Below are 21,547 nucleotides of genomic sequence, written 5' to 3'. Positions count from 1 at the left end.
TTTTTTTTGAAAAAATTAAATAATAATTCACATTATACCTTAAATAAAGTAATCCCCGAGAGAACTCGGGGATTACGAATAATTCAAAATGAGATTACTTTTATTTTTTGATAAATTTAGATCTGAATTGCTCCATACCTTTATCATCTATTGTAATAACATATCCACCTTTTACTAAAGCAGAAACATTGATTCTTCCGCTATTGACAGATCCTTCATTTACCAGCTGACCTGCAGCACTGTAAATTTTATAAGTTGCTTTATCTGAAACCTTCGTTACATTTAAAACATCTGTTACCGGATTTGGATATATTTGGATATCACTATTTTTAAGACCTGTTTCTGAAGTTCCAAGGTTATTTGTAATAATTACATTATAATCTTCAGTCTCTCCATAAGAGTAACTTGCACATGCAAAAGAATCCGGAAGACTAGCTCCTACAGGACTCGCTAAAACAGTCATTACTCTCATTCTTAGTGGAGAATTTGTTACTGCTGATGCAGGCACTGTAAATGTAGCAGTCTTATTCGTAATACCTACTACTAAATTAGTGACAGGCATGTTAATAACTTTTTCATTAGATTCAAAAACTCCATTTTTATTGTAGTCAATCCATGCAGCCATAGCATTAGCTGTTGCTCCAGTAGTAGTTGTAAGAGCAACGTTTATAGTATTAATACTTCCAGGTTGCAAAACAATTTGTAGCCCCGCATTAGCAGTAAAATCAGAATATAATGTCCCTCCCGTTGCATTATTTACCGCTCCTAATGACACATTAGAGATATAATTATCTACACCGCTCGCGGTAGCTCCAGTCGTACAATAAGTTACACAAGGTGTTGAGAAAGTAACCGGAGTAGAATATGATCCTGTTACCCCTGAACAAACAGAAGCTACCTGAACCTGATAAGATAAACAATCCATCAATCCTGATAATGTCGCAGAATTGGTAGAAGCAGTCACCTGAGACCATGTTGAAGCAGAAGCTAATTTATACTGTACCACATAAGAATCGGCTCCTGAAACAGGCGCCCATGTAACTCCCGCTCCATTAATCGTTATATTTTGAACCGTCACACCAACAGGTGCAGTTCCACATGTAGATTGAGTATTTACATATACTTTTTTAACTGCATAAAAAACATTTCCTATAGAAGAAACCCTCATTAAAATAGTCTGACCATTCAATGTTCCAGGCATTGTAAAAGGTTCTGTCCCATCATTAGGAGTAGACGGAGTTAAAACAGTCCAAGTCGTTCCATTATCTGTTGAATAATCAATCTTCACATTAGCCACACTATAAGGAGCATTAGATGTATTAGCAACATCCCATGTTAAATTAGATGCAGCGTTCGTATACATATATGCCTGCGTAACCTGGAAGGGTCCGTCATTTCCAACCGTGATTGTCTGTTGTGCCGTACTAGTCTGCTGTTGTTGTACATTAGCATTATTATCTCTTGCTGTAATCGCAAAATTAGAAGTTCTAGCTACCTGCGATGTAGACTCCCAGGTATTTAAAGAATTATCTAAGGCACCTGCTATCACTGATGAAAATTTAGGAAAATATCTTGTAGGGCTTGTTGATGGTAAAACAGATCTAAACGAAGCACCATAAGTAGTTGTTCCTATATTAGTTTTATTAATAGTTTGCGAAACAGTCATTCCACTATCCACCTGTTCCCATGTATAGGTCATTGGATCATTTTCTGGATCTGTAACATTAGCCGTTAAAACAAATGCAGTTTTCTTAGGAATCGTATAATTTGACAATGCCGCAATTACAGGAGGGTTATTGCTTACATTCGTTTCAACATCACATGTTGTATTCATTAAGTTTGTTTGAACCTGCCCGATACTTGCTTTATGGAAATATGGGTCAGAGTGCGCCTGAACATCTGTAGCGGCTCCTGTGATTCCCGCATATCCCATAATAGTAGATCCTGAACCTGGTTCCATGTTTACACCTGTTCCTTCAATTCTATTGGAATAAGTATGGTTAGCTCCAAGCTGGTGCCCCAATTCGTGTGCTACATAATCAATATCAAAGTTATCTCCGTAAGGCTTGCCATCAGCAGGAGAAGTAAATCCAGATCCTTTATAAGCTACAGGATCACCATACTGATCTAAAGTCATATCATCACTACAAACACAACCGATACATCCTGCATTACCTCCACCTCCGGTAGCTCCAAATAAATGCCCTATATCAAAATTAGCTTCACCAACATAAGTATGTAAAGCATTCATAAGCTCTCCATTCCAAGCTCCAGCTGCACCTCCCACAGCAGGAGGAGTTAATACCGCATCTGAATAAGGGTCTGTGACAGGATTCGGGAAAATAATATTTTGGAAGTTCTGAACATATAAATGTAGTGCAAAATCTTTTTCAAATACACCATTCACCCTTGTCATTGTTGCATTAATAGCAGCAATTGCACCTGGAACACCATTAAAGTATGTTGTATATTCTCCTGTAACAGACAATGCTAATCTCATCGTACGAAACTTCTTATCGGAGCTTCTACTGAATGATCCCGGCTGGTGAGCAAATGAATTAGCATTATTATACAAATTTTGTAAGCTTTGTACAGCACTAGGCTTTTCAGTAGTACTACATTCAAAAGCTTTATTTCCTGTTTTTTGCGTTTTAGGATGTACAGAATATAGTCCGGTAGATTTGTCTACAGGCTCAATAAATTCATAATTCCCATCTTTAAATAACATAGACTGGAAATCATTAGGTGCTACAGAAAATCTAATTTGTTGTGTCGGATCATCAACTGCTGTTCCGATATAAGAACCTAACTGATATTGATCTGCAAGTTCTTTTACAACAACAGGAAAGCTATAAACATTAAATCTTTGAATTTTACCATCTAACATAGGAATTGAAACCATTACCGGTTTAGAGTTTGCTCCCATTTCCTGCGCACCTCTCAATTGGGATCTTAATTGATCTAAGTCCAATTTGAAGTACGTTTCCATCCGAGTAGCCTTGATAGCCACATCTCTTTTCCCGCTGTTTACATTTGCAGTAGCAGGCGTCCATTGTCCGAACATTGCCCCTCCTACAAATGCACACATCAAAGTAGTAAGCAGTCTTTTCATAATTATTTTTTAAAATTCATATTCAACAAAAATATCAAAACTTTAATAAAAAACATAATTAAATAACAAATAATTCACATAAAATAAACAAAAATCAAAATAAATAAACAAGAAAAATAAAAATAATAAAAAATTAACAAATACAACCACAAACAAATAAATAAAAAATCCCCAGAAAACTCTGAGGATCTACTATTAGTTAGTTAAAATTCTTTTTATTTTTTGATGAATTTAAAATTTTCCGAAATATTCTTATCCTTTATAGTAATAATATAATCTCCTCTCAGCAATTCAACTACATTTACTCTATTATTATCAATTACGCCTTTTTTCACAACCTGACCTACTGTATTATAGATCTCAAAAGTAGCCTTATTTGAAACTTTAGTAATATTCAAGACATCATTTACCGGATTTGGATAAATACCAAAAGTATCTTTTTTAGTCACTTCGGTTGTACTCAATACTTGCTGATTAGTAAAAGCTTTTGTAGCGTAAGAATTAATATCATCAGCACCATGATAAATAATAACCTGCCCATTATTTGTTGACAAATCAACATAGCCTCCATAACCCAATCCATCACCTTCCGAATCAGAAATTGTAAACACATAGCAATCTAAAGGCAATGTCCACGTTTGAGTGATAAGCGCTGGCAGTGGAGTACTTGTCGTAGGGTTACTTACATCAGCGTATGGGCCTCCATATTTTACAATTTGACCTGCACTATTTTTCAAAGTCCACATTGTTTCAGAACCAAAATAATCTCTTTGCAATTTGAATACTACTGTTGTAGCTGTTGGTATATAATCTGGAGCTGTTGGCTTAACATAGCTTCCAATTGCCGTATTATTCGAACTTCTTTGATCTACTCCTCCATTTGCAGAAGTAATTGTTGCCGTTACTGACGAAGATGGGATTGAACTATTTACCGGAATCGATATAATACTGGATTTATCTTGAGCTAAATTACCTGTCCAATTATAAGTTTGAGTTACCCCTCCATTAAATGAATAAGAAATAGCTGCAGATGTAAGATTACTTGTTCCTCTATTATATAAAGCGAAACGCAACATCCCACCACCACAGTTGCCCAATGCACATCCACCATCTATTTTGACTTCTGCATCATTAGCAAATAATGGAATAGGCTGATCAGCGATAGATGTTTTCAATTCAACCCTTCTTGGAGAATTGTTCATTACTGTTGTGATACGCGTTTTTTGATCGTTAGTAAAAATATTCATACATGTATCATTGGTATAATCCATGTAGTTTTCGAACATTTCGTCAGCTGTACCACAAGTATTTGATTTCGGATGCGTAGGACATCCACCGTTAGATGTTCTATGTGTAGGAGTATCCGCACAATAATCTGTTCCGCATGCTGCATCTCCCCAAATATGTCTTAATCCTAGAAAGTGTCCTACTTCATGCGTCATTGTTCGACCTTTATCATAAGGTGCAGAAAGCATAAAAGTATTATTTGTGTTGTAATCACTACTACCAAAAGTGGCAAAATTAGCAACTACCCCATCACTATTTGCAGCTCCTCCATTTACATTTAAACCTGGTAATGTAGAATTGGAAGGAAATTGAGCATACCCTAATAAAGAGGCATCAGCAAAATTAACACTCCACATATTCATGTATTTTGTAGGATCCCAAATTGTCTGAGGTTTAACAACAGTATCAATATCAATTTGTGACCAGCTATCCTGGCACAGATTCACCCTGTCAATACCATTGGTAGGATTCCCATTAGGATCTACTTTAGCTAAAACAAATTGAATTTGTGTATCTGCTCCTACTGGATTTGTATTATAACCTGGTGTACTTAAAATTTTTCTGTAATCATTATTCATTACCGTAATCTGAGACATTACTTGCTCATCAACAATATTAGGAGCCATTCCAACATTTTGCCCACTATGAATAACGTGTACAACGACAGGGATTGTAATAATATTTCCGTTTTGAGATTTATTAGTGCTTGTATTTACCTTTTCTCTTTCTATTAAAGGAGCTAACCAAGCCTCAAATTGCTCTTCAGTTAATCTTCCTGGATATTTTGCTTGCAGATAGTTTTCATACTCTACAGTAGAACATCTGTCAAAACCATTAGTTTTTAATAGTTCCTGTGGAGATTTTTTGGCAAATTTAGACTCTTTCTTGATTATTTTATTTCCATCTTTTACCTGAGCACTAAATAAACCCATACATAACAGAGGTAATAAAAAAAAAGTTTTTGAAGTAGTAGAATTACGCATTTTATATTTTTATTAACTTTACAAATATATTATTTATAATATAATTTAAGTTAATAAATTAAATAAAATGAAATTTTTACAAAAAAAACCAATAACAAAAGTAGCAATACCATTAATAACCATACTTATTAATATAATTTACTTAAATTGCACTTCTCAAAAAAAGAATAATGAAATCAAAAATAAACCACTGATTAATCTACAACAATCAAAAATTGAAAAAATAGAGTTAACGGAACAAACAAGAGGAACAAATAGAGTTATAATTTATACTCCGACGTCTAAAGTTTCTTCATTAAACGGAAACAGTGTCACTTCTCCTATTTCTGTAGAAGAATGGAAAAAAATCACAGCACAGGTAAATCTAATAGACCTGTCAAAAATATCCACCCTACAATCTCCAACAACAGGCAGATTCTCTGACAGGGCCTTAGCAGCGACTATTTCTATCACTTATGAAAACAATGTATTTACGTCATCAAGTTTTGATGCCGGGATTCCACCTAAAGAGTTAGAAAATTTATATGATGAAATTCAAAATAACTCGACAAAAAATATCATTAAGAAAACTCCAAAAAGAAATGCTCCTTAAAATTTATATGCTATGTTCCAAGCAAACCCCATATTGAATTTGGAAGAACTCCTTCCAAATCCGGGGACGATCATCGGGGATATATTTTCCTGCTTGGAAGTATAAACTAAATAACGGGGCTGAAGATTCACATCAATATAAAAGTTTGAATCAAATAATTGTACTCTGCCCCCCAATGTACCTTCCAACCAAAATGAGGATTGAGATGATGATGGAAATGCTACAGAAGAATTACTTCCCCCAAACCCACGAACCGGGATAGCCATATATTCCTGGTTATAAAAAGCCCCGGCTACCTTTCCACCAACATAAAATCCATTAAATTCATTTTCGGCATCTTTTGCCAGCATATAGAATCCTCCCAATTTAATAAACGGACCACTCGCTTTTGCATCATAACCGTTCTTTTGATATACGTTTTTCTCAAAACCCGCCTCAGCTATAGCATGAACATTCTCTTTTATCTTCGAGGAAATAAAACCCTGATATAGTTTTCTGTCCGAAAAGAAAGAAACTCCCGTATTAAGCACATCAAGACCGACCATAAAATTCGGTTCATACTTCCAATGAGCTTTTTTTTCTTCTTTTTTATCTTTCTTTTCTTGAGCCCGGCCTATTATTCCTAATAGACTAAAAAACAAGGTAAAGATTAGTTTTGTCTTCATTCTCTATTTGATTTTGTCCGGCTTCCAGATTTAAAACCGGATTGGGAGTTACTAATGCTGAGCTTAAATTCTCATAATATTTTTTGACACCACATCCAGGAGATACATAGGTTGACTTCGTTGTATAATTGACTCTTACTTTAGATTCAGGACCGTTTAGTCTCAATCTAAAATAAACATCCGTATAAGGAGAGTCATCCACTCGTAAGGGAATCAATCGGGAATCAATTGCTGCAAGTTTTCCTAGCTGCACTTTTCCTGCACCATAGTCAACAGCAACATAGAGTGTGTCTAATATTCTAAGTTTTCCTGTTTGTTGTGACTTAAAAGCAACCTTCATTCTGGGTGTTCCTTCTCCGCTTTCACAGATATCATCATCACCTCCACAAGAAAAGAGCATTCCTACAAAACAGACTGCTATGAGAAATTTAAAATACTTCATATTAAGATTTGAAATTCAAATTTAAATAAATTTATTTTTTAATCAACAATGCAATGTTTTCCACGTGATGCGTTTGCGGGAACATATCTACCGGTAATATTTTTACTAATGTATAATGTTCTTTCATCAATGCAAGATCTCTAGCCTGTGTTGCAGAGTTACAACTTACATACACTACTTTCTCCGGAGCTAATTTCAATATTTGCTCAACTACTTTTTGGTGCATTCCATCTCTTGGCGGATCGGTAATCAATACATCTGCTTTTGGATGATTTTCCATGAATTCATCGTTAAAGACATTTTTCATATCTCCACAGTAGAACGTTGTATTGGTAAGCCCATTTAACTCAGCATGCTCAATCGCTGCGTCAATGGCTTCTTGAACAGATTCTATTCCGATTACCTGTTTTGCATTTCTAGCTACATATTGAGCAATTGTTCCTGTTCCGGTATACAAGTCATATACAACTTCATCTCCTTTCAGGTCTGCAAATTCAAGTGTTTTTCTATACAGCTCCAAGGCTTGCTTATAATTGGTCTGGAAAAATGATTTTGGTCCGATTTTAAACTTCAGCCCATCCATTTCTTCCATTAAAAACCCTTCTCCAAAATACACATTAATATCTAAATCATAGATAGAATCGTTAGCTTTCGAATTAATCGCGTAAACTAATGTTTTGATTTGCGGGAACTTTTCTAATATAAATGCAAAAAGTTTTTCCCTATTTTCTTTTTCTTCTCTAAAAAGCTGGAATAATACCATCCATTCTCCTTTAGAGTTTTGTCTCATCATTAGAGTTCTCAGGAATCCTTCATGATTTCTAACATCAAAGAAGTCCAATCCGTTTTCAACACTATACTCCTTTACGGCTAGTCTTATAGCATTGGATGGATCTTCCTGAAGAAAACATTCTTTAAGGTCTAAAATCTTGCTCCACATCCCAGGAATATGAAACCCTAAAGCATCTTTACTCCCAAAGTTTTCTTCTGAACTGATTTCGTATTGGGTAAGCCATCTTGCATTGGAGAAAGAGAACTCCATTTTATTTCTATAAAAATACTGCTCTTCGGAACCTAATATCGATACGGTTTCAAAATCCTCGATTCCTCCAATTCTTTTGATATTATTATATACCTCTTCTTGTTTAAAATCAAGCTGTTTTTCATAGCTCATATTCTGCCATTTGCAACCTCCACAAGTTCCAAAATGCACACATTTAGGTTCTGCTCTAAAAGGAGATTTCTCCAATACTTCTACCGCTTCCCCTTCATAATATTTGGATTTGGCTTTTTTCACCCTTACATTCACAATATCTCCCGGAATAGCTCCTGAAACCAAAACGGTTTTACCATCTTCCGTTTTCCCGATTGCCACTCCTTTTGCACCGGCAGTTAACAACTTTATATTTTCAAGAACTAAATTTTTCTTATTCTTTCTGCTCATTCTAAAATTTTCTATTTTCCTAATCGAAACTTTAAAAGTTTCACCTTACAAAAATACAATAAAAAAAACCTTATCCGAAGATAAGGTTTCCATCTATATTAAAGTTTATTATTTCGTTGGAGCCGGTTGAGGACTAGCAGGCTGTGGAGCCGGTTGTTGTGCGGAAGGATCAATTTGTAATCCAGGCTGCATCTGAGCATTTGGAGCTACTTTTGGAGCTGAAAGACCTGTCAGCTTATCCAAAATAGTCACTAATTCCTGCTCTCCTAAATTTACAAAAGATCTGCTGGCAATTTTTCCGTCTTTATCTATGATAACAAAGCAAGGTAATTTGAATCCATAAACGCCATATTTTTTAGCAATATCAGACTCCATTCCTCCTTCTCCATATACGTTTACCCCCTGGATTCCTTTTAATAAAGAATTGCTGGTTTTGATAAACTGATCTTTTGTATCGTCAACATTTACAAATACAAAGTTCATTTTTGATTTATAAAAATTAACAACCTCTTTTAAAACAGGCACTGTTGCTTCACTGATATAAGGATTCCAAGATGCATAGAAAAACAACATGTATGGTTTTCCTTTATTTTCAGAAAGCTTGTAAGCTTTACCATCTTGTTTTACTAAAGAAGCCTCAGGTGCTACTTCTCCGATTTTAAGTCCTGTAATTGCCATTTGCATTTTAAGCAGGTCACTTTTAATTGTAGCGTCCTTAATATCCGTATCAATAATTTTTTTGATCTTGTCAATCTTATTCGCCGGAGTTGTTGGATGAATATCCGCCTGAGCCATGACAAATGCTAATAAATAATCTTTAGCAGTCTGAGAAAGGTCTTTTTTAGTTTTCAAATACTGTGCAAACAATTCTGAAGTCGTGATATCAGTTTTTCCTTTACTATTAGCTTCTGCATATTTTTGGAAATCAGGTGTCATTTTAACCAATAGATATTGTCTGTAAAGAGGAATTGTTTTTACCATCGACTCTTTATCATCTTCTAACTTTGTTTCGTAATCTTTAAAGGCTTTAGATGCTTTATATGATGGATTTCCTGACATCGGACCGTGTGACATCTCATAATTTGCCATTAGGTTAAGAATGGTTACTTTTATATCATTCTTTTTCCATTCCAATAATGCTTTACTAGGATTATTTTTTTGTGCAAGCTCATCCATATTCTTGTTGATATCAGCTTCCACCTTATGCATTCCTTTTAAGAACGAATTTTCATCGCCACTCATTAATTGGTTTAGATTAACCTTAGCACCATATGTTCCCAAAAATTTTTGAGTAGCCTGAAGGAAATCATTATTCTTTTTAGCATCACCAGTAACGATATATTCACTTGGGAAAGTAGCTCCATTTCCTGAGATATTAACTTTTTGACCTCTTTCAAGATAGATAAGGTTTTGTCTGTTTGCATAATTGATCACATACATCCCATCTTTAGGAGCCTCAAAGTTCCCGGAAAAGTTACCTTCTTTATCTAACCCAATATTAATCAGAGGCAGGGTTCCTACTCCTGAAGCTTCTACGAATTCAATTCTTTCTAACGGTGAACTTCCGGTAATTTTCCCTTTTACTTCTACTTTTTTTGAACAAGACATCACGAAAACCGCGATGATAAACAATAAAAGATATTTTTTCATTTCAATTTTTAATATTACACAAAAATACGCTTTTTAAGGTTTGTTAATTCACCCGAATAATTTTTTTTGAAAATTTTCTGATAGCCCATTAAAAGGGAGATTTTCACTTTGTTGTTCTATCAATTTTTCATTCTCAAAAAACACCTGAAAAGCATTTTGTCATTACAATTTATCAACTCTCCAAATATATACTTATTAAGTAAAGAACACCTAAGACTGATCAATAAGTTAACAAACTTTAACAGGAAAAGTACATTTATAAAAAAATCGCCCCCGAAATGGAGGCGATTTTTTATATATTTTGAATCTGTTTATCCTTTATCTACAAGAGCAGACATGTATTCTCTGTTCATCCTTGCGATATTCTCAAGAGAAATACCTTTAGGACATTCAATTTCACATGCTCCGGTATTTGAACAGTTTCCGAATCCTTCTTCGTCCATAGCTTTCACCATGTTCAGAACTCTTCTCTTAGCTTCCACTCTACCTTGAGGAAGTAAAGCAAACTGAGAAACTTTGGCTCCAACGAACAACATTGCAGATCCGTTTTTACAAGTAGCTACACAAGCTCCACATCCGATACAAGCAGCAGCATCCATTGCTTTGTCTGCATCTTCTTTAGGAACCGGAATAGCATTGGCATCCAATGTATTTCCTGAAGTGTTTACAGAAACGAAACCACCTGCAGCCATAACTCTGTCAAATGCGCTTCTGTCTACCATTAAGTCTTTAATAACAGGGAAAGCAGCACTTCTCCATGGTTCGATAACGATAGTTTCACCGTCTTTGAACATTCTCATGTGAAGCTGACAAGTTGTAATACCTGTGTCCGGACCGTGTGCTCTACCATTGATGTAAAGGGAACACATCCCGCAGATTCCTTCACGACAGTCGTGGTCGAAAGCAATCGGTTCTTTTCCTTCGTTAATTAAGTTTTCGTTCAAGATGTCCAACATCTCCAGGAATGAAGAATCTGTAGAAACATCTGATATTTTATAGGTCTCAAACTGACCTTTTGTTTTACTATTTTTTTGTCTCCAAATTTTCAGCGTAAGATGTAAGCCTTTTTTTGCACTCATAATGTTATATTTATAGGTTGGAGATTATTTATAACTTCTAGTTTTAACCTCGATGTTCTCGTAGATCAGTTCTTCTTTATGCAACACTTCTGCGTTGATATCCGATCCCTGATATTCCCAAGCTCCAACGTATTTGAAGTTTACGTCGTCTCTTTCCGCTTCTCCATCCGGAGTTGCGTGGTCCCAACGGAAGTGTCCACCACAAGACTCTTCTCTGTTGAGTGCATCGATAGCCATTAATTGTCCTAATTCAAGGAAATCTGCTACTCTGAATGCTTTTTCAAGCTCAGTGTTCATTCCTTCTCCTTCACCAGGAACTTTTACGTTTTTCCAGAAATCGTTTCTTACTTCTTCGATTTCTTTGATTGCTTCTTTTAATCCTTCAGGAGTTCTTCCCATTCCAACTTTATTCCACATAATGTGTCCAAGTTTTTTGTGGAAATAGTCTACTGAATGCGTTCCTTTATTATTAATGAAGAAATCAACTTTATCTTTAATGCCTTTTTCAGCTTCGTCAAACGCTGCTGAGTTGGTAGGAATTGCTCCTGTTCTGATATCTGCAGAAAGGTAATCTGCAATGGTGTAAGGAAGTACGAAATATCCGTCTGCAAGACCTTGCATCAATGCAGATGCTCCAAGTCTGTTAGCTCCGTGATCAGAGAAGTTAGCTTCACCAATTACGAAACATCCAGGAATTGTAGACTGAAGGTTGTAATCTACCCATACACCACCCATTGTATAGTGAACTGCAGGATAAATTTTCATTGGAGTTTTGTATGGATCATCAGCCGTAATTTTCTCGTACATTACGAATAAGTTCCCATATTTCTCCTCAACCCAACTTTTACCAAGATCATAAATCTGTTGATCTGTCGGGTTATGAATATGTTTTTCGATAGCGGCTTCTTTACCTTTTTTCATGATCTCTGTAGAGAAATCAAGGTAAACCCCTTCTTTAGTATCATTATTTTCAATTCCGTATCCTGCGTCGCATCTTTCTTTAGCAGCTCTTGAAGCAACGTCTCTTGGTACAAGGTTACCAAATGCAGGATATCTTCTTTCTAAATAATAATCTCTATCTTCTTCTTTAATATTTTCAGGTCTTAATTTTCCTTCTCTGATAGCTACTGAATCTTCAATCTTTTTAGGAACCCAGATTCTTCCTGAGTTTCTTAATGACTCAGACATCAAAGTCAGTTTAGACTGCTGAGTTCCGTGAACAGGAATACAAGTCGGGTGAATCTGTACGTAGCAAGGGTTTGCGAAATATGCTCCTTTTTTGTGAATTTTCCAAGCTGCTGAAACGTTAGATCCCATAGCATTGGTAGAAAGGAAATATACGTTTCCGTAACCTCCTGAAGCAATTACAACAGCGTGAGCAGAATGTCTTTCGATTTCACCTGTTACAAGGTTTCTTGCGATAATTCCTCTTGCTTTTCCGTCAACAATTACAAGGTCAAGCATCTCGTGACGGTTGTACATCTTGATTCTTCCTTTACCGATCTGACGGCTCATTGAAGAATAAGCACCTAATAATAACTGTTGTCCTGTTTGTCCTTTTGCGTAGAATGTTCTTTTTACCTGAACCCCACCAAATGAACGGTTATCTAGCTGACCTCCGTACTCTCTTCCGAAAGGAACACCTTGTGCCACACATTGGTCGATAATATTTGCAGAAACTTCAGCTAATCTGTAAACATTAGCTTCTCTTGCTCTATAGTCACCACCTTTGATGGTATCATAGAATAATCTGTATGTAGAGTCACCATCTCCCTGGTAATTCTTAGCTGCGTTAATCCCTCCTTGAGCTGCAATAGAGTGAGCTCTTCTTGGTGAATCCTGGTAGCAAAACGCTTTTACGTTATATCCTTGCTCAGCCAAAGTAGCTGCAGCAGAACCTCCTGCTAAACCTGTACCTACAACAATAATATCAATCTTATCTCTGTTGTTTGGTGCAACAAGGTTCATATGGTCTTTATGATTTTTCCACTTGTCCTTTAGAGGACCCGCTGGAATTCTTGAATCTAACTTACTCATATTAGTATATTGATATTATTGAGTTATAAAATGGAAAATTGCGATGAAAATAAATCCAGCAGGAATAAGGATAGAATACCATTTCCCGATAGCCTTAATCACCGGCGTATATTTTGGATGTCTTGCTCCAATAGACTGGAATGAAGACTGGAATCCGTGAGCTAAGTGTAATCCCAATAATACAAAAGCGATTACATATAAAGCCACTCTCCAAAGATCTGCAAACTTCTCATGAAGCTCCGGCCAGAAACGTTCAGCATTAGGAGCAATCCCCTGTACATACTTGTAGCTGATTTCATGTAACCAGAAATCGTATAAGTGAAGCGCCAAGAAAGCCAAAACAACAGCTCCGGAAATAATCATATTTCTAGACATCCATGAAGAATTCACAGAAGCGTTGTTGGATTCATACTTTACCGGACGCGCTTTGTTATTCTTGATCTCCAATACAAATCCCATTATGAAATGGAAAATTACTGCAAAACCAAGAATAGGCTGCATTAAGAACTGCACAAAAGGATTATAGCCCATAAAGTCAGATGCTGTATTGAAAGCATCCTTGTTCAGGACTGATAACAAATTGGTTGTCAAATGCAGTATAAGAAAAATCAGCAAAAACATAGCTGATAATGCCATAGCGTATTTTCTACCTATCGTAGAACTCGTTAAACCTGCCATATAAGTTTAAATTTGAATTTCCCACAAAATTAAGAAATGTTAACAATATCGAAAAGTGAGAAATCTCACAATTAGGCAGTTTGTAATCTTTCTAAATAAGAATTTCACCCATTATAAATACAGGAAAATTGAAAATTAAAATTATCTATTTTATCTCGTAAATTTCATCTTGAAAAACGACTTTTTCAGCTCCCGACGGAAAAGGTTTTATTTCAAAACTTTGGATTCTTCTCGATGTACAGTATGGGCCAACAACATACCGTATAAGCTTATCCTGATCTTTCATATCAGAAACCCAAAAACAAGCTCTATCTCCCTTCTTTACAGAAAAAATATTCTTTTTATTAAATGTATAAATCAAGATTTCATCTCTGTTGTTTTCGATAATGGTTATGCTTGTTCTTATGATTAAAAATGTCAAAATCGCAATACCTAATCTCACAGAATTTTTAAAATTGAACTTAAAAATAACTGCTCTCAATAGATATACAACGATCAATACCAACAAGACTTCCCCCCAATGCATTGATATATTTTCAAAGAATAAACCATCAATTTCCGCAAACCAATGGATCACCTTCAATAACCATTGAATCATTATGTCATATATTCTATTGATGAAATCAAAATCAATTTTAAAAGCAATAAGAGTCGTTATTAGAAATGAAAACACAATAATCATTTCAGAAGCAGGAACAATTACGAAATTGGCAATTATTGAAATTAAAGAGAACTGATGGAAATAATACAAAACAAAAGGCAATGTTGCTAATTGTGCGGATAATGATATGGTGATGGTATTAAATAGTAATTTTTTAAAATAATTATCCTGTACCGGAAAATACTTAAGGAGCGGCTGGTTCAACCAAAAAATTCCTAAAACAGCTAAAAAACTCAATTGAAAACCAATATCAAAAAGCTGTCGGGTATCCAACAACAAAATAATAAATGCTGATAAAGCCAAAGAGTGAAGCATATCCGGTTTTCTTTGCAATAAAATAAAAACAAAATATACGCTCAGCATGATACAAGCCCGTAAAACGGAGTTTCCAAAACCAATAAAACCTGCAAACAACCAAATAAAAATCAAGCTTACTATAATGGAATATTTTCGAAGTCGTAAAGGAATAATACGAACCAATAGAAAATAAAACATACCGAAAATCACCACAATATGGGTTCCGGAAATAGCTAACAAATGAACCAATCCGGACCTGTTGAAGTCACGTGCTGTTCCTTGGTCAATTTCGGTTCTGTCTGCTAAAATAATTCCTTTTAAAAACTCTTTTGATTTCCCCGACATTTTAGCTTTATCAATCTTATTCAACACCTCAAGTCTGGATTGCCGCACTTTATCTGTAAAATGCAAATCATTTCTTTCCACAGATGATATCTCTTTCGAAATATAACATTGGTTCTCAATATCTTTTCGTTTTAAATATTTAGCATAATCAAATTGAAAATCATATTGTGGAGGCTTAGGTTGAGCAATATAAGCTTCAACTTTATAATAATGCTTAAAATCAAGTTCTTTATAAGTTTTTGGGATATAAAAAATTGAATTGAAGTACTGTTTTTTCACTTCTACAACTCCTTCATATTTTTTATATTTTCCTGTTGAATTCAGTTTTCTGGAAATTTTAAAAACGATCATTTGTTTCCCTTGAATATGCTCTGTACCTTCTGTTGGAAAAGTATTATAAAAATGAAGAATGATCCCCATTCCAAAAAACAACAATCCTAATAAAACTGCCTTGATTTTGAACAAAAAATAAGAATGAAAAAATATTGAAATTAAAATTCCAACACTAACAACCGCAATAGAATAAACAGCCGTTTGATCCAATAAAAATTTATCCTGAAAAAGAATTCCAAGGATAAAACATATGGCCAAAATGAAAAGGGGTTGTTTATTCAAATTCAATCAATTATTTCACCAAATTATGAAATTAACTGATTGATTAGAAGTTTTGAAATTACCAAATAATGATACCATCCTGCTTAAGAACGAGCAATAGAGCGCTTAATTTTATTACTGAAATATAAAAATATAGCGAAAAAAGATCAAAATTTTATAATTCAAATTCTTTTTAAGATGTTTTATTCCGTTATTTTTTTAGCAAACTCTCTATTAGTTTACTTTGTATTTCCATCAGTTTTGCAATTTGTTCCTGATTCTTTATGATGCTTTCTAATAATTCCGGAGATTGTATATTGAAAATGGGATTATATTGATTAACATTTGCGACTGATTGATCATTAAATTCATTATCGTAAATTACAGTAGGGGCATCATTAAGCAAGTCATTGATATCCACCTCCAGCTCTTTTGCAATTTTATTTAAAAGTAAAGAATTCGGAATATTTTTATCAGATTCTATATTGGAGATTGTTGTCTGTGTAGTATCCAGTCGTATTGCCAAGTCTTCCTGAGACCAGTTCTTAGCTTCCCTGTATTGTTTTACTCTTGTACCTATGCTCATCTTAAAAAGAATTTTTATCAAAAATATAAAAATTCTTATGATGTCCATACGAGATAAAATATATTTTTGCACATAATCACCAACAAGTGATAAAAATAAAGTATATTTAAAACCTAAAAAACGAATGTTTATGATGAAAAAAACAACCATGTGGCAACTGCTGCTCATATTTATTATGTTTTCATTCTCATCCTGCATCCATGATGAAACAACTTCTGCTTCGGAAACATCTTTCCTGACGAAGGAATACACATCTAAAAGCCTTTGGAAAGAAGACGAAAAATATATTAAAAATGTTAAAAAAGTATTCGAAACTTATGCAGACCCTGTGTATTTCAAAAACAAACATGGAGAAGTGGCTTGGAATTATGCATTAACGACAGGTGAAGAAAGCTTCCTTGAAGTTCCGGTTATAAAAAACGGGAAAATACATTTTACACTTGTCGTCAAAAGAGAAGGAGATAGGATTTATTTCAAGACAGACCCCAATGAAAAATCGAAAAGTTTTTTTGAAATCCTGATGTTTAAGAACAGGAAAGAACTTTCCGGAACTCTTAAAGAAAATCCTAAGGATGCCCAGGCTAAGTCAGCCTGTATTACGATTACCAAAACAGTAACCTGGACAGACACGATTACCGGTGAAGTTCTGCAAATAGATCATTTTACAGAAACACGTTGTTCTCCAGTCGGACCTTATTTAGATTGTACCGATTTAAGTGTTAACTCTTCGTGTGGCAGTGGAAACGGTGGAGATAGCGGAGGCGGCGGTGGTGGAGGTAGTGGAAATGGATACCCATATCCTGACACTCAAGACCAAACGCCTTGTGAAAAAACAAAAAATCGACTGCTGCTACCCGGAGTACAGCCAAAAATTGATGAACTAAAAGCACAATCAGTTCTCGGTGGCGAAAAAGGAGTTAAATTCAAATTGGATGGCACTCCTTCACCCACAATAACCGGAAAGGCTCATAGTGTTAATTTTGGAAATACTACAGGATATGCAGGAGGTTACCATAACCATACACCTGCTGGAATTCCGATGTTTTCCCCTGGAGATATTAATCAATTATTAAGCTTCGCCAGGGCACAACCAACATCATCAAATAATACAGGTAATGCTTATTTAGGAATGGTAGCACCTAATGGCATGCATTATGTAATGAATTTTAACGGAGCCTATGAAGATGCACTAAAAGATTTTTCGCAAGAAAATATAGATAATTTCACAAAACTTTATAGAGATACTGAAAGAGAATTAACGGATTTTGAAATTAATGGAAATACTTATATTAATCCCGATGGCAAAATAAATAATTTGGGTGTTGAAATATTATTTTTCCAAACATTAAAAAATATGGGATTAAATGGAAAAATTATTTTACAAAGAATAGACGTTAACAATACTATACAAAATATCGAAGTAACCACTAACAACCAACTAGTTACAACATCATGTTCTTAAACTCAAAATATAAAAAAATATGAAAACAATAAATATAAAAATACAAATATTATTCATATTCTTCACAATAGGCCTACCCTTCTACGAAGCTCAAGAATATCCTTTAAACTCGTCCTACATGAAATTACCCGACAATTCATATCTAAAGGATTTTAACAATGAACTTTCTCCTTATGTCGGAACATATAAAGCCACCTTTGAGGGTAATGAAATTACTTTATACATCACTAAACAAAACTATAAGTTTTTTGATTTAAAAGTGAAAAAATATTATCAGGATGTTTTATCGATAAAATACATTGTTAAAAATTCCTCTGGAACTATCCTCCAAAACACTCAAACTATGAGTTTTCAACCTAATCAATTACGTTTTACAGTATATAGTGTAAAAACTAAACCTTCACAAAATACTATAATATTTTACTATGGTGGAACAAATTGTGGTATTGGATGGGGAGATATTTATTTAAAGAAACTAAATGATCACCAATTATCTTGGGAATATCGTCCAAATGATTCCATTATAGATAGCAAGACATGTCCGGATGATACTGATATTAATATTTACTTACCAGAAACTAAAAATTTAATTTTCACTAAGCAATAATCACATAAACCGCTTTTCAGCGGTTTACTTTTTGTTTAAACAAATTATATATTTCCACATTATGAAGAATATTAATTTGAAAATAAAATTATACTGAAATTAAGAAACTCAGTTTTACTTCTCTTTCAAAAACCTATCCGATAATCGTTTAGTTTCTTTGATATAAAACCATGGATCTTTTCCATAATTTTCATAGGTGAAATTTCCGGTCTTTTTAGGAATAGCAGGTTCTATTTGTGTTCCTTCATGCCATTCATTGAAAGAGGTAATTCCAATAAACTCAGGATTTACTTTTATAGCAGCATCGAACATTTTTTCATAATATTTACCATTATCGCGGCTCTTAAAGTTAGCTTCATTCCAAGGTCTGATTCTGGTGTCAGAATATCCCGGGCCAACGCAAGGAATAAAAATAAGATGGTGGTCGTTTGCATAATGCGAAAGGTAATCCCAATTAGAAACGGTACTGCCAAAAACAAAACCTTCACTGGCAAAATAAGTATAAAAACCATCGAAGCCGGCTTTATCGAAAAAAACAGAATCATTTTTCTCTACCCATAAGCCTATATAGAGAGCATCCAGCTCTGTATTCCGTATTGTTTTCTCTCCGTTTTCAGACAGGATTTTCGCCCATTCTTCAGGAGAAATTTTATAACTGTCATACACATAAAACAAAGGTTTTCCTTCTTTTTTATAAAAAGCAGGATGCTTGGAATATGTATTAATAAGATAAGAAATCTGATCTTTAAATTCAGTAACATTTTTATAGAAAGGTTCTATATGGAAAGCAACTTTCAGCTTGAAATGGTCAGCCATATCCAGATATTTCAGACTACTTTTATCGGTAAAAGAATCTTTTCCCAACCAACTTAAAATAACAACTCCTACTCCCGATTCTTTGATCATTTTCATATGCTTTTCAATGATCTTTGTATCGCTGGAACTATAGTTTCCTAATTGAGGATAGAAATTTGCTCCAATATCGTCTCCTCCTTTATAATGCCCCAGATTATTCCATTTAGGATTGCTCCAATGGGGAATAATTTCATGATTCCAATGCTGTAAATTTCCATCAGTTATTTTGTTTCCGTACCAACCATAATAAAAGATTTGAACCTGTTCTCTGGAATTGTTCTGCTGGGCAAAACTTTTTGAATAGAAAAATGTACAAACAATTAATAACAGAAGATTTTTCAAAGGATTCATTTTTAACAAAGGAATTTAAATTATCAAAAGGAAGATCTCTAAACTTTCAAAATTACCTCAGCTGCATGATCACTTGCCCCTTTCCCTCCAAGTTTTTCTCTTAAAAGACTATAATCATTCAGGACTTGTTGTCTCTTTTCTCCATCTATAATTTTGTTCAGCTCATCTACAAGGTTCTTGGTATTCAAATCATCCTGGATCAGTTCTTTTACAACTTCCTTATCCATAATAAGATTGACTAAAGATATATAATTGATGTTTTTCACCAATCTTTTAGCAATGGCATAAGAGATTTTACTGCCACGATAACAAACCACTTCAGGGATGTTGAGTAAAGCTGTTTCTAAAGTTGCTGTTCCGGAAGTCACCAACGCTGCTTTTGAACATCTTAATAAATCATAGGTTCTATTGGAAACAAAATGCACATTGTCATCTACATATTTTTGATAAAATTCTTTAGGCAAACTTGGAGCCCCTGCTATTACAAATTGGTAGTTCTTGAAATGTGGTCGCACTGAAAGCATGATTTCAAGCATTTTTTCTACTTCCTGTTTTCTGGAACCAGGTAAAAGTGCTATGATTTCTTTTTCATTCAAACCGTTTTCCGTCTTAAACTTTTCAATACTGATCTCTTGCAGATCGGAAATAGCATCCAATAACGGATGACCTACAAAGTGGGAATGCACTCCATGTTTCCGGTAAAAATCTTCTTCAAAGGGAAGAATTACCATCATTTCATCTACATATTTTTTGATGATCTCTACCCTGCCTTCTTTCCATGCCCAAAGCTGTGGGGAAATATAATAAACGACTTTAATTCCAAGTTCTTTGGCAAATTTGGCAATTCTCAGATTGAACCCCGGATAATCTACCAAAACTAAAACATCCGGTTTATTTTTCTGAATATCTTCTTTGCAGAATTTGATGTTATTTAAAATGGTTCTTAAATTCATCACTACTTCCAGAAATCCCATAAAAGCCAAATCACGGTAATGTTTTACCAACGTTCCGCCCTGAGCTTTCATCAGATCACCACCCCAAAATCTAAATTCTGCATTCGGATCTTTTTGTTGTAAGGCTTTCATCAAATTGCTCCCATGCAAATCCCCTGAAGCTTCTCCTGCAATAATGTAATATTTCATTTCTTCCGAAATCTTTTTGAATTGTTTTTACAACCATCACAAACCGTAATTCTTTCATTTCATCAACAATTTTTGAATCATGGCTCATTTCTATGGTAAGGATAGAGAACAAATTAAAATATATGTTGATCTTAATTTGTAAATTTGTTCAAAGATAATGATAAAAATGTCAGAAGAATTTGAAATCCGAAATAAAGTTGCTGAAAGCGGCCTTGTAAATTTTGACCTTACCACTTTACTTCCTAAAGGAGAAAGAAAAGGTATTGACCTTAAAGATTTTCTTTTTATGGAAATGATTCTAAAGGAAAAAGATTTCCGTGAAAAGGTGGAAGCCATCAACGTTGAAGATTATAAAGATAGCTATATATACATTTACAACTCTGTAGATACCATTATTCCACTTTGGGCTTATTTTGTCCTTACGGCAAAGCTTACCGATGTTGCTAAAAAAATTGTTTTCGGAAACCGTGAGGACCTTGAAGTTATTTTGATGCACAATGCCATACAAACTTATGATTTCAGTGATATGACAGGCAAGAGAGTTTTGGTAAAAGGATGCTCAGATAAGGAAATTCCGGAAAATGCATATATCGAATTGGTAGAACAATTGAAACCCATTGTTAAATCTCTGATGTTTGGAGAGGCGTGCTCTAATGTACCTATTGTAAAGAATTAAGT

At 34.5% G+C, this 21,547-nt stretch carries 17 protein-coding genes; 4 read left to right on the top strand and 13 right to left on the bottom strand.

Features of this window, described 5'->3' with window-relative positions; all coding sequences use genetic code 11:
• Positions 1–100: 100 nt before the first annotated feature.
• Complete coding sequence (locus CW752_RS08325; RefSeq protein WP_101239280.1) at positions 101–3,112, bottom strand: reprolysin-like metallopeptidase; 3,012 nt, start codon at positions 3,110–3,112, stop codon at positions 101–103.
• A gap of 215 nt (positions 3,113–3,327) precedes the next feature.
• Positions 3,328–5,331 carry a M43 family zinc metalloprotease gene (locus CW752_RS08320; protein ID WP_185117598.1) on the bottom strand — a complete coding sequence of 668 codons (2,004 nt, stop codon included), beginning with the start codon at positions 5,329–5,331 and terminating at the stop codon, positions 3,328–3,330.
• Positions 5,332–5,449: 118 nt separating this feature from the next.
• Between CW752_RS08320 and CW752_RS08315 the strand changes: the two genes are divergently transcribed.
• Positions 5,450–5,974 carry a hypothetical protein gene (locus tag CW752_RS08315; RefSeq protein ID WP_101239278.1) on the top strand — a complete coding sequence of 175 codons (525 nt, stop codon included), beginning with the start codon at positions 5,450–5,452 and terminating at the stop codon, positions 5,972–5,974.
• Here the strand turns inward: CW752_RS08315 and CW752_RS08310 are convergent.
• The 9 genes from CW752_RS08310 to CW752_RS08270 form a co-directional block, all read right to left on the bottom strand.
• Positions 5,971–6,639, bottom strand: coding sequence for a DUF6048 family protein (locus CW752_RS08310; RefSeq protein WP_101239277.1), 669 nt, complete (start codon positions 6,637–6,639; stop codon positions 5,971–5,973). The two genes, CW752_RS08315 and CW752_RS08310, sit on opposite strands and share 4 nt — an antisense overlap.
• A complete protein-coding gene (locus tag CW752_RS08305; RefSeq protein ID WP_101239276.1) occupies positions 6,605–7,081 on the bottom strand; it encodes a DUF6452 family protein in 477 nt (158 codons plus the stop codon). Before CW752_RS08305 ends, CW752_RS08310 begins: the two co-directional genes overlap by 35 nt.
• A gap of 31 nt (positions 7,082–7,112) precedes the next feature.
• Complete coding sequence (rlmD, locus tag CW752_RS08300) at positions 7,113–8,525, bottom strand: 23S rRNA (uracil(1939)-C(5))-methyltransferase RlmD (RefSeq protein WP_101239275.1); 1,413 nt, start codon at positions 8,523–8,525, stop codon at positions 7,113–7,115.
• A gap of 108 nt (positions 8,526–8,633) precedes the next feature.
• Complete coding sequence (locus tag CW752_RS08295) at positions 8,634–10,175, bottom strand: TlpA family protein disulfide reductase (protein ID WP_101239274.1); 1,542 nt, start codon at positions 10,173–10,175, stop codon at positions 8,634–8,636.
• 311 nt (positions 10,176–10,486) lie between these two features.
• Positions 10,487–11,254 carry a succinate dehydrogenase/fumarate reductase iron-sulfur subunit gene (locus CW752_RS08290; RefSeq protein WP_101239273.1) on the bottom strand — a complete coding sequence of 256 codons (768 nt, stop codon included), beginning with the start codon at positions 11,252–11,254 and terminating at the stop codon, positions 10,487–10,489.
• Between the two features lie 24 nt (positions 11,255–11,278).
• Positions 11,279–13,291 carry a fumarate reductase/succinate dehydrogenase flavoprotein subunit gene (locus CW752_RS08285; protein WP_101239272.1) on the bottom strand — a complete coding sequence of 671 codons (2,013 nt, stop codon included), beginning with the start codon at positions 13,289–13,291 and terminating at the stop codon, positions 11,279–11,281.
• Between the two features lie 15 nt (positions 13,292–13,306).
• Entirely contained in the window at positions 13,307–13,969 is a 663-nt protein-coding gene (locus CW752_RS08280; RefSeq protein ID WP_101239271.1) for a succinate dehydrogenase cytochrome b subunit, read from the bottom strand.
• A 145-nt stretch (positions 13,970–14,114) separates the two neighbouring features.
• Positions 14,115–15,863, bottom strand: coding sequence for a ComEC/Rec2 family competence protein (locus tag CW752_RS08275; protein ID WP_410493639.1), 1,749 nt, complete (start codon positions 15,861–15,863; stop codon positions 14,115–14,117).
• A gap of 214 nt (positions 15,864–16,077) precedes the next feature.
• Entirely contained in the window at positions 16,078–16,452 is a 375-nt protein-coding gene (locus tag CW752_RS08270; RefSeq protein WP_185117597.1) for a helix-turn-helix domain-containing protein, read from the bottom strand.
• A 130-nt stretch (positions 16,453–16,582) separates the two neighbouring features.
• Here CW752_RS08270 and CW752_RS08265 point away from each other — a divergent pair, with 130 nt between their 5' ends.
• Together CW752_RS08265 and CW752_RS08260 are read left to right on the top strand one after the other, a co-directional pair.
• Positions 16,583–17,914, top strand: a complete 1,332-nt coding sequence (locus CW752_RS08265) for a hypothetical protein (protein WP_185117596.1) — start codon at positions 16,583–16,585, stop codon at positions 17,912–17,914.
• Positions 17,915–18,032: 118 nt separating this feature from the next.
• Entirely contained in the window at positions 18,033–18,521 is a 489-nt protein-coding gene (locus CW752_RS08260; RefSeq protein WP_101239267.1) for a hypothetical protein, read from the top strand.
• Positions 18,522–18,635: 114 nt separating this feature from the next.
• Here the strand turns inward: CW752_RS08260 and CW752_RS08255 are convergent, their stop codons facing one another.
• Together CW752_RS08255 and lpxB are read right to left on the bottom strand one after the other, a co-directional pair.
• Entirely contained in the window at positions 18,636–19,718 is a 1,083-nt protein-coding gene (locus CW752_RS08255; protein ID WP_228401680.1) for a glycoside hydrolase family 99 protein, read from the bottom strand.
• Between the two features lie 47 nt (positions 19,719–19,765).
• Positions 19,766–20,869: a lipid-A-disaccharide synthase gene (gene lpxB, locus CW752_RS08250; RefSeq protein WP_101239265.1), complete on the bottom strand. Its 1,104-nt coding sequence runs from the start codon at positions 20,867–20,869 to the stop codon at positions 19,766–19,768.
• A 166-nt stretch (positions 20,870–21,035) separates the two neighbouring features.
• Here lpxB and CW752_RS08245 point away from each other — a divergent pair, with 166 nt between their 5' ends.
• On the top strand, positions 21,036–21,545 hold the full coding sequence (locus tag CW752_RS08245; RefSeq protein ID WP_101239264.1) for a DUF2480 family protein: 510 nt from the start codon (positions 21,036–21,038) through the stop codon (positions 21,543–21,545).
• Positions 21,546–21,547 lie beyond the last annotated feature (2 nt).

The sequence above is a fragment of the Chryseobacterium sp. PMSZPI genome, assembly GCF_002835665.1.
Classification (GTDB): Bacteria; Bacteroidota; Bacteroidia; order Flavobacteriales; family Weeksellaceae; genus Chryseobacterium.
This window is presented reverse-complemented; position numbering and strand designations above follow the sequence as displayed.